We start from the raw sequence: 10,539 nt of genomic DNA, 5'->3' as shown, positions 1-10,539 counted from the left end.
CACACCCTCCGGCTTGAGGTGGCCGTCGCCGACGTCGGCGGCACACTCGTGGATGGCCGCAACACCATCGACTTCCGGTTCAACTACGCATTTCCGAAAAACAGCCCGGACGATTTCGGGGCTCCGAGCACCGGGTACCGCATCCTCGGCCTGGAGCTTCGGCGTCCGGATGACACCGACGCCATCAACGGAACGTCGTTCGCGTGGGATGATCCTGCGACCTGGTCCGCCCCAGAAGGGTACGGCGATTCTGAATCGGTCGCTGAGGGAGAGGCGCTCTGGAAACAGCGCAATTCGCTGGCGCCGCATTGGCGGTCGGACGAGACCATCACCGCCGCCTGCGCCGACTGCCACGCGACCGACGGCCGGGACCTTGCGTACTTCGCGTTCTCCAACACGTCCATCATTGCCCGCAGCAAATTCCACGGCCTGTCCGCACGCCAGGGCAAAAAAATTGCTGCCTACATCCGGAGCTATGAGTTGAAAGACCCCGACACGGGGCGCTCCTATGCCCCGCCCGGACGGCCCTGGCACCCTGTGTATCAGCCCGGCCCCACCAGCGTCGCGAGCCGTAGCGAGTCCGCCCCCCGGACGGCGGGCACCCGCATTTCGAACATGCCGGGAGGAGGAAGTCAATACGCGGCGGCCGGGGCCGGCGTCAAGTGGGCCCTCGACCATGACCGGGAGATGCTCGCGCACGTCTTTCCGGGCGGCCCGTCCCCGGACGACTTTGAGATCGATTCGACCCGAGACGGGATGCACGTCCCAGCCCCGATTCAATTTCCCGACTGGAACGAGTGGCTTCCCGTCCACCATCCCCTCGACATGTGGGGGGGCGAGATCAAGACGTGGAGCAACCGGCGGTCGGGGTTCTGGGATCCGGTGGAGGGAGCGGCCGGGGAGGGCCACCGGTCGTTCTCCGACTTCGAAGAGTGCGCGTCCGCAACCGCCCCCAGCAGTCCCGATTGTCTGGAAGACCTGTGGTGGGCGACGCGACTCCTGGGGGCAGAGACGGACAACTTCGAGGACGTCGAGTCGACGCTCGTCGAGCCCGGCTACACCGACGTCACGAGTCAGTCGGACGCGGCCTACCGCCAGGTAAACCTCGAGAAATGGGCGACGGTGAAGCTATGGGAAACCATCAGCACGTACGACGTGGCCGATGAGCTCTCCAATTTGGGGACGCATCACGGGGGCACGTGGGCCAACAGCGACTGGTATACGTGGCCGGGCGGCCCCTTTCCTTTCGATCTTGCCCCGCACGTCACCGGGCGGTATGCAGGCGCGAAGGACCGCGCCTACGACCTATGGCTCGACAACGCGTGGTATGAGCTCGCCATGCGGATCAACAGTGGACGGGGGCACAAACTTGGCAATCGGCCGGTCGATTGGCAGTATCAGAACACGCACCTGGGCGACCTCGGCAATCTGGGTATCGAACAGCCCCTGCGCCGCGTCTTCACGTACATGAAGTCGCTTGAGATGTGCGAATCGTTCGACAATACGATCGGCCACACCGAGTACAATCCTCGCTCCTGGTCTACAAACCGCTACATCTGCGGGGCCATTCTCGGGGTAAGCCATGACCTGTTTTCTCGACTCGACCGCTACCGCAGCGGCCTGCACCGTGAGACGTTCGAGGTACTGTTTGAAGAGCAGGTCCGTGCGATGATGTACCGCCACTCTCCAGGCCTCGGGAGTGACGTGGACGCCCACTGGGACCGCCTCGATGGCGAACGGGGAGGATGGGAGCCTCCGTCCACCTCGATCAACACCCGGGCGGACCTCAATTCCGGATTCTGGAAGGATCCGGGCAAGGAGCCAAGTCAGTTCTACCATACGCTAAAACTGGGAAACCAGATTGGGGTGCGTCCAACCCTCCTGGACAGCGCGGCGGCCTGGAACGACGCGATGGTGCCGAGCGACGCCTGGGATACGTTCATGTGTTCGAGCAATGGTGGTCGGTTGGAGTGCTCGACGTCCTCCAAAACGTTTCTCGACTCGTTGGTGATAAGGGGATCCTCCCTGCGATTGACCCACGTGGGTCCTGCCCTTCTTCGAACGTCGGGCGAGGATCCGCCGACCGTCACGGCGACCTCAAGCAACCCCCCAGTCCTTGCTACAAGCGTGTCCCCCCCTAATCAGACCGTCGTGCTCACGCCGGAAGCGGACGGAAATGCGGACCTCACCCTCACGGCCAGCAGCAAGAGCAAAAAAGTCTCTGCCGAGCCCGTTCCGGTCACTGTCCAGGACGACTCCACCGAAGATCCACCGCTCGAACGTGCCCTTGCAGTCATCGATGCCGATGAAGGCGGGTCGACGGGTATCGATCTCGGAACGACCGGACTGGGGGGAACCCTCTGGAACGTCCGGACGAGCGGCAGCATCGACGCTCGCTTCTTCGCCGGAGCAGACGCGGAGGGAACGGCCACCACGTCCTCGTCAGCGAGCAGAAGCGGTGAGGAACGATTTGAAAACCTGAGTCAGTACCGCTGGGAGGTGCGTGCCCGGAGGTCGACCTTCGACTCGGTCGACGTCCGCATCCGTCTCGACGACGAAGATGTTGACGGCATCGGCATTCCTGAGGCCATCACGATCGTCCTTGACGCCGACGGAGACGGGGACTACGAGTCCGTCCCCACCGCGTTCGACGACCAGGGCACTCCCTCCGACTCGACCGATGACGTCCTGGTGGCTCAGGGTGTGACGCAACTCGGTACATTCAAACTGGCGAGCGATAGCCCGGGCAACCCGTTGCCGGTGGACCTGACGGCGTTCACCGCAACACGCGACGGGACGGCGGCCCTTCTCCGGTGGCAGACCGCAAGCGAGACGAACAACTCGGGATTCGGAGTGCTGCACCGTCCCCCTGACAGTACCGACTACTCCCAGATCGGCTTTGTCGAAGGAGCAGGCACGACTGCCAAGCCGCACTCCTACCGTTTTCGTGCGGGGGATCTAGCGCCCGGCACGCATCGGTTCCGCCTCCGACAGGTGGATGCGGGGGGAGCGACGTCTCGCACAGATCCGGTCCCCTTGGTCATCGAGGCGAAGCAGGCACTCACGCTGCGTGTGACAGGACCGAATCCGGTGCGGAAGTCAACTCGGCTTGCGTTCACGGTCGAGCGAAGCGGACCCGTTGCGCTCACCCTCTACGACGTGCTGGGTCAGCGAGTGAAGGAGATCTACCACCAGAAGACGGCGCGCGGAAAACGGCGCACGGCCGAGGTGTCGGTTCTCGACCTCTCAAGTGGCACGTACTTCGCTCGGCTCGGCGCCCCCAGCGGCGTGCGCGTCCGGAAAATTGTCGTTATGCGATAGTTGGAGCCCGCCTCCAACCTCAAACGGGAAACCGTCCGAGCCCTGTCCCCCCACCCCAGACGCGCGGTGAGGCGCTGCCCGTGGTCGGCTGGGACGGCAGTGCGCGATACGTTTCTCAGAACCTCCGAGTGCGGGACTCTCCTTTCGCAGCGTTCAGGCGTTCCTCATGTCTCCTCAGGCATGACACGGTCTTTGCTCTGATAGTCGTAGTAGTCTTCGGATCCGTAGTACGAGTAGGCCCCGTTTGCTCCCGACGCCTTCTGCTCGTCAAACCGATTGAACACGACCCCCGAAACGTGGGCGTCTACCGAGCGCAGAGACGTTATGACCGAGTCTAGCGCCTTCCGATCCGCCTCGTTGGCCGAAACGACGAGGGCCGTTGCGTCTGCCTGAGCCCCCATCACGACCGCGTCACTCACAGCACGAGCCGGTGGGGTATCGATATAGATAAGGTCGAAGTGTGGCTGAGCCGCCTCGACGAAGCAGCGCATGCGCTCCGAGTCGAGGGTCGTCGTGGGCGCCTCCTTCGCGGTGCCCGCCGGGATGAAATAGAGCCCTTCGACCAACGGGCGGTGCATGTACGAATCTCCTGTCTCCCCGTTTTCCTTCGAGGTCGTATCCAGGAGAGCATCCCGCCCACGCCCGCTGGAGCCAGGACCCATGCTCAGTATCTCTCCCAGGCCCGGGGTGCGCGGTTCGCCGAGCACTGTGTGGGCGGTTGGGTTTCGCATATCCGCGTCAATGAGGAGGACGCGCTGACCGCTGAGCGCCCCGGTAAGGGCAAGATTGACCGCGGTCGTAGTTTTACCTTCCCCCTGCTGCGCGCTGGTCACGAAGACGACCTCGGGGTTCTCATTGTCAGCGTGTCTCAGGTTTGTCTGGATCAGGCGGTAGTTCTCCGTCACCGAGGACCAGGGGTTGAGCACAGGCATCAGACGCGTGCTGACCTCGCGCCCCTCTACCGTAATGAAATCGCGGCCGTTGAATGCACGCTCAATCTCGGAATCCATCGCCGGGACGACGCCGAGGAGGGTGTAGCCCTCTTCTTCGATCTCTTCTGGATGGCGGAACTCAGTACTCGTGGCCTCTCTCAGAAAAGCAAGTCCGACCCCGAAGCCGAGCCCCAGAAGAATCCCAAGAATCACATTCTGGACCATGTTGGGACGGACTGGCACACCCGGCACAAACGCGCTCTGAACGATCTCAACGTAGCCAAGCTCGGACTCTTCGGCGACAGCCTTTCTCTGAAGCTCGCTCGTAATCGTTTTATAGAATGATTCTGCTTGTCTCAGCTTCCGCTTGACCTGTTTGCGCCGCAACTGCTGTTCGGGAATGTTGTCTAGCCGCGACTTGTACTCGGCAATCTGCGAATCCATCTCGGCGATTTGCGACTGAAGCTGATTCACCGCGAGCTCCTTCTCAGCGATCCGCCTGCGGAGTTTTGCGACGCGTCCCAGTGGTGCCCCGTCCGCTCCGGAGGACAGGGGTCCGGTGGTGGCCTTGGCCACTAGCTCCCGGGCCAGATCCTGCTTGCGATTCTCGAGAGCGTCGATCCGCTGAATGAGATTCGCCAGCTCCGGAAAGTCATTTCGGATCCGGGTCGTATCCCCCTTCAAGTTGGGATTTATGGCGTAGTACTTCGCGGCCTCAGCCCGCATCTTCGCAATCTGTTTTTCGAGGGCTTGGATCTCACTGCGAAGGCCGGACGCCTTCTGGTTCTTCAAGACGCTCTCCTCAAGCTGAGGCTGAAGCTTGCGCAGCTGCTTGCGGAGAAGCTTGAGCTGGGTTCGCTTCCGTTCAAGCTTGAATGTGAGTTGATCGCGGCGAGATTTTAGCTCATTGTATTCTGAAGTGAGACTGTCACTGCCCCGCACAGCGAGCTGGTTGTTCAGCGACTCCCATTTCCTTTCGAGCCGTTGGATCTTCCGGCGTTTCTTTTTCGCCTGCTTCCCCAAAAACTTTCGGGCGGCCGACACGCTCGCCCGTGCTTTTTCCTGGCTAAATTCTTTGTACTCCCTCGCGTAGGTGTTTGCAATGGTGGACGCCTCCTTCGGACTCTCGCTCGTCGCGATGATTTCAATCATATTGCGGTCCTGGCGGGGCTTGAATGTCACCTTTCGACGGAGCCGGCGAATGGCCGCGCGCTTAGAAGTAGGCTCTTTCGCCCCGGAATCAGCGAACACGGGGAAGGGTTGTGGGCCTCCCGCCGTATCGTCTCGGGGCCGAAGTGCCTTGACAACTCGTCGAGCAAGTTCATTGGAGTTCCGAAGCACCCCGACCTCGGCCGTTAGGTCACGCGTCGGCTGGACCGCAGGGGTGGTTGTTACCGTCATGGTGCCCTCGCTCCGCAGGTCAATCCTCACCATGCTGGACGCCCGGTAGATAGAGGGCAACGTGTGTGTGTAGCCTGCGACCGAGCCCGCAACGAGAAGGCAGGTGACAAGAACAATCCACTTCCGCCGCGCGAGAGTTGCGAGAATACTTGAGAAGTCCAGGCTGGCGCTGTCTTCGGACATCGGGGACGCTGCCTGGAGCTGATGACGCGACGAGGAAGACGCCGAATTGCCTTCCAGTTGGGGAAATGAGGAACGGTTGCTGTTCTGCATCACACAGATTGTGACCAGAAGGTCTTGGTTAATACGGCTGAAATACATTAACGGTGCGGGCTGTGCATCGGGATACGCCACAGGCAACAATCCCTCGTCACTTTCGGATTGGAGATCCCTCCGCTGCCGGGGCCGCTTCACAGTTGTTGATGCGCGTCCGTAGACAGTAGAAACACTGGTACCCGCACCGACTTCCTCGTCCGAGCTCACCGTGGTCTCCATCCTCTCGTCCCCGAACCTGGAAGCGAGGCACTCGCCCGACGAAGATCTCATCCGCGACCCATAACCTCGACCCCCAGTTCTTTCAGTTTCCAGTACCAGAGCATGATCCCCTTTTCCAGACGGAGGTATTCAGCCGCATCGTTCATGCGGAGGACCATGTTTGGCCCGTCCGCACGAGACCAGGTGTCGACTCGCGTGAGATTGTCCAGGCGAATGCGCTTCTCATGCCGGCCCGTCCAGTGCCATCCCGTGACGCGGATGTGGTCGTCGTACAGTTTGGCGCGTCCAAACCAGAGCGTGTGCCCGGGAAGCGACACGCTAGACGTAAGGATGGCAGTTGATTCGTCGGCGGCCATAGCCAACTCCCGTAGAGCTGCAGGTCCTGAGTGCCGTGCGCATAGGAGACTGAATTGCTCCCCTCGAGGAAGCGGTTCTGGACGGCCGTGAGCCTGCGCGCCCCTGTCCGGCGCGCGAACGATGCCGGTTCTGGTGCCGGACGCAGAGACCTTCTGGCGCCCCATCAGTTTTGTTGTAGCCCCGTACATCCAACGGAATTTTGCCCTGTGGCGTTCGTGACTATTGACCGCCGCCCCTCCCCAGCGGCAATCTCAACCGGTGCGCGAACACGCTGCGGCGGAGTCGAAGGCTCCGTTCCGCCCCCCTTCCTTGGGGCTTCTGGACTCATCACAGCCGCCGTCGGAGAAAGCACCGAATGGGAGGTCTAAAATCCCCATTCAACTCAGTCACGACCGTTTCCAGGAGCAACCTGATCAGAGACGGGACCGGCCTGGAACCCTAGGTTAGATTCTCCTCGGTGACAGGAGTACCAGTGCATTATCGAACATCGAAGGTGGAAATGCATTAGGACCGATTCAGACGCAGTGTTGTAGCCGTTGCTTTTGCTAAGGGAAACCGACTACTCTAGAGTCAAAAGGTGAGCCTTCCTGCCGTCCTTACATTTCATTGTAGTCCACTTTCAAATGCCATCGGAAGATAAAGGTACTGGTCACATTCAGGTTTTTTTAGTCGACGATCATCCGGCCATACTGGAAGCCATTCGGGACCGGATTGAGTCAACAATCGACATCGAGGTCTGTGGAGAGACGGGTTCATCGGAAGAGGCCTTTCGCCAGATTGAAAAACTCGATCCCGATGTGGCCGTCATAGATATTTCGTTGGAGGATGCACATGGCCTCGATCTCGTCCAAAATGTTAGAGCCCAGTATCCAGACATTCAGGTCATGGTGTTCTCGATGTATGACGAAATGGTATACGCCGAGAGGGCCATCCGGGCTGGGGCCTCAGGCTACCTCATGAAGAGCAAATCGACAGAAGAACTCATAGAAGCCATACGGGTGGTCAACGACGGGGAGGTATTCTTGAGCCGAGACATGGCCTCCCGCATCCTTAACAAGGTCGCGAGAGGAGAGGCCTCCGAGCCCAGCTTCCCGATCGATGAGCTTACCGACCGCGAACTTGCGGTCTTCCAGATGCTCGGGGAGGGCCACAGCATTGAGGAGATCCAGGATCGCCTCAATCTGGCGCGGAAGACGATCGAGACGTATCGTCGGCGAGCGAAGGAAAAGCTGGGGCTTGACTCGGTATCGAAACTGCTGCAGTACGCCGTACAGTGGGCATCGGCTCCTGGTGAGGGGGCAGAAAGCCTGAGGTCTTCGGATGGGGAGGACGACAACGAGTGACGCGGGCGAACATCCTCCGATGCTCTCCACGGACGGCTTTCCGAAGCCTCCAGGGTGGGCGGAACCCCTTCATTTCTTCGACCCATCGCCCTTGGGGTACGCCCGAATTGTTCCGGAGCATGTACGCGGAGGAGGTGCTGACCGTGGGACCCAACGGGAGAAGCATCGTGGCTGATCGAGCGAGTCTATGTTCAGGGGGGCAACACAGCCAGCGGTGGCGCCAGGGCGTGCTCTAACGGAATATGTCAGATTACGCCTTATCTTCCCCAGGGCTTGCACTAGAGGAGAAAGCGTCTTCGCGACTGACGCTAAACTTAATGCTGTGACTAATCCGGAGGGATCGTAGAGCGCACACCTCCTGTATCTGTTGCGGGCATCCGCGTTTGTGCACGTGTGCGCCTCTCACGCAAACGACTTCGTGTTTACCCGAAAGCGCCGTTGGCGAATGAACCAAGCACTGTACTTCCACTCGGAGATCTCATCTAGCGGCTCTCAGGCCTCCCCTGACAGCTCTAACCCAGAGAGTTCGCACACGCAAACACGGGTATTTCTCGTCGACGATCATCCGGCCATACGGGAGGCGCTGTCGTCGGCGATCAGTGAGGCCGGAATGCAGGTCGTGGGGGACAGCGCGCGTGCCTCAGACGCAGTGCCCATTATCAAACAGCGGGTGCCCGACGTCCTGGTGGTCGACATTTCACTCGAGGATGAAGACGGTCTTAGTCTCATCGAGAGCATTCGTTCGCGTGTGCCGGAGGTTCGGATTCTCGTCTTCTCGGTGTACGACGAGAACGTGTATGCGGAGCGGGCCATTCGGGCCGGGGCCTCCGGATATGTCATGAAGACCGAGCCTACTCAAACGGTGATACGCGCCATCGAGGAGATTAGCGATGGGCAGGTGTACCTGAGCCAGCACATCACGTCTCGCATTCTGAGCAAGGTCATTCAGACAGAAGATTATTCTACCACGTCGCACCTGGAAGAGCTCACCGACCGGGAGCTGACGGTCTTCCGAATGCTCGGGGAAGGGAACAGCGTGCACCAAATTGCCGCTCAGCTGGACCTGGATCGGAAGACAGTCGAGACGTACCGTCGACGTGCGAAGGAGAAGCTCGGGTACGAGACCGTGGACGAGCTGCTTCACTACGCTACGCAGTGGGCGGGCAGCCAGGGAGAAAACACGGGGCAAGAAGACGACTCGGCATAAAAGTGTCGGTACGTCAGATACAGCGTCTTGACATACCCCCCTGTGTGGGGAACGGGAAGGTGTCGTTTTTGGCGCACTCATCCCAGGAAGCTGTGGGGTTTGGATAAGAGAACCTCGGCCAAAGCGTTCCCCCCAAGTACACCTCAGGTGGATCGTCGAAGGGTGCTCCGGACTGTAGGCTTTAACATTCCGTAATCCCTCTCAAGGATCTGAGGCTTGTGTCCCCGCAGTCCAGCAGTCCGGCCTCCCGCCCTACCCCCAGCGGAGATCACTCACGTGCGGCCCTGCCGGACCGCGTGGGTCTGGTCCATGACTGGCTTCCGGTGTATGCGGGAGCCGAACGGGTACTCGAACAGATGATCCAGGTCTTTCCGGATTCGGACCTCTACAGCCTGATCGACTTCGTGCCGGAGGAGCAGCGCAGCTTTCTGCAGGGAAAATCGGTCGAGACGTCGTTCATCCAGAAGCTCCCCTTCGCGAAGCGCGCCTACCGGTACTACCTTCCCTTCGCCCCACTCGCGATCGAACAGTTCGACCTTACCGACCACGAGGTCGTCGTGTCGTCGAATTACGCTGTCGCGAAGGGGGCTCTTACCCGTGCCGACCAGCTGCACGTCAGTTACGTGCACAGCCCACTCCGGTACGCATGGGACCTGTACCACGACTACATGAAGGCAGAGGGGGTGAGCCAGAAGCTCCGGAACCTCCTCGCGCGGCCCATTCTCCACTACCTGCGGCTCTACGATGCGTCGACGGCCCCCCGCGTAGACATCTTCGTGGCGAACTCCCAGAACGTAGCCCGCCGAATCTGGAAGACGTACCGACGACAGGCCCACGTCATCTATCCTCCGGTGGACGTGGAGCGGTTTTCGGTTCAGGAGGACAAGGAGGACTACTACCTCACCATGTCGCGCCTTGTCTCCTATAAGCGTGTCGACCTGATTGTCCGGGCCTTCAACGACATGCCGGAAAAAGAGCTCATTGTGGTCGGGGACGGGCCCGAGTTCGATGCCCTCGCACGACTGGCAGGGCCGAACGTTAGGATGGTGGGGTACCAGCCCGACGAGGCCGCCACGCACTACCTGGAAAACGCGCGGGCCTTCGTGTTCGCGGCGGAGGAGGATTTCGGAATCGTGCCGGTTGAGGCACAGGCCTGCGGAACGCCGGTGGTCGCGCACGGTCGCGGAGGGGTTACCGAGACTGTCGTCCCCGGAGAAACAGGGGTGTTCTTTCAGGAACAGACGGTGGACCATGTGAAGGCAGCCGTGCGCGAACTCGAAGACATTCGTTCTCAGCTTGCCCCCGAGGAAATGCGGGCACAGGCGGAGCGCTTCGACGTGTCGTCCTTCCGAACAGCATTCTCCCGGCTCATTCAGACGGCCTACGCCGACTTTGCCCAGGATCCTGCAGGCCAAGATGCTTCCTCCTCCGCTGTACCTGGAACCTGGAACGGCATCACGAACGCGGATCGATTCGTAAACTA

General features: G+C 60.6%; 6 protein-coding genes. 4 read left to right on the top strand and 2 right to left on the bottom strand.

The window, feature by feature from the left end; translation table 11 throughout:
* Window positions 1-3,321 (top strand): T9SS type A sorting domain-containing protein (locus ABEL04_RS00620; RefSeq protein ID WP_375800434.1); only part of this gene is annotated, 3,321 nt, incomplete at its 5' end.
* A gap of 164 nt (window positions 3,322-3,485) precedes the next feature.
* Here the strand turns inward: ABEL04_RS00620 and ABEL04_RS00615 are convergent.
* Together ABEL04_RS00615 and ABEL04_RS00610 are read right to left on the bottom strand one after the other, a co-directional pair.
* Window positions 3,486-5,837, bottom strand: a complete 2,352-nt coding sequence (locus tag ABEL04_RS00615; protein ID WP_375800433.1) for a GumC family protein — start codon at window positions 5,835-5,837, stop codon at window positions 3,486-3,488.
* 359 nt (window positions 5,838-6,196) lie between these two features.
* A complete protein-coding gene (locus ABEL04_RS00610; protein ID WP_375800432.1) occupies window positions 6,197-6,505 on the bottom strand; it encodes a hypothetical protein in 309 nt (102 codons plus the stop codon).
* 624 nt (window positions 6,506-7,129) lie between these two features.
* Here ABEL04_RS00610 and ABEL04_RS00605 point away from each other — a divergent pair.
* From ABEL04_RS00605 to ABEL04_RS00595, 3 genes are all read left to right on the top strand, one after another.
* The gene (locus ABEL04_RS00605) at window positions 7,130-7,849 is read left to right on the top strand and encodes a response regulator (protein ID WP_375800431.1); all 720 of its coding nucleotides are present in this window, start codon (window positions 7,130-7,132) and stop codon (window positions 7,847-7,849) included.
* A gap of 445 nt (window positions 7,850-8,294) precedes the next feature.
* On the top strand, window positions 8,295-9,056 hold the full coding sequence (locus ABEL04_RS00600; protein WP_375800430.1) for a response regulator: 762 nt from the start codon (window positions 8,295-8,297) through the stop codon (window positions 9,054-9,056).
* A gap of 356 nt (window positions 9,057-9,412) precedes the next feature.
* A partial coding sequence (locus ABEL04_RS00595) for a glycosyltransferase (protein ID WP_375800429.1) occupies window positions 9,413-10,539 on the top strand: 1,127 nt, incomplete at its 3' end.

It is taken from the genome of Salinibacter sp., from assembly GCF_042218895.1.
GTDB lineage: Bacteria > Bacteroidota > Rhodothermia > Rhodothermales > Salinibacteraceae > Salinibacter.
The sequence above is the reverse complement of the archived record's forward strand: the minus strand, read 5'-3'. Positions and strand labels throughout refer to the sequence as shown.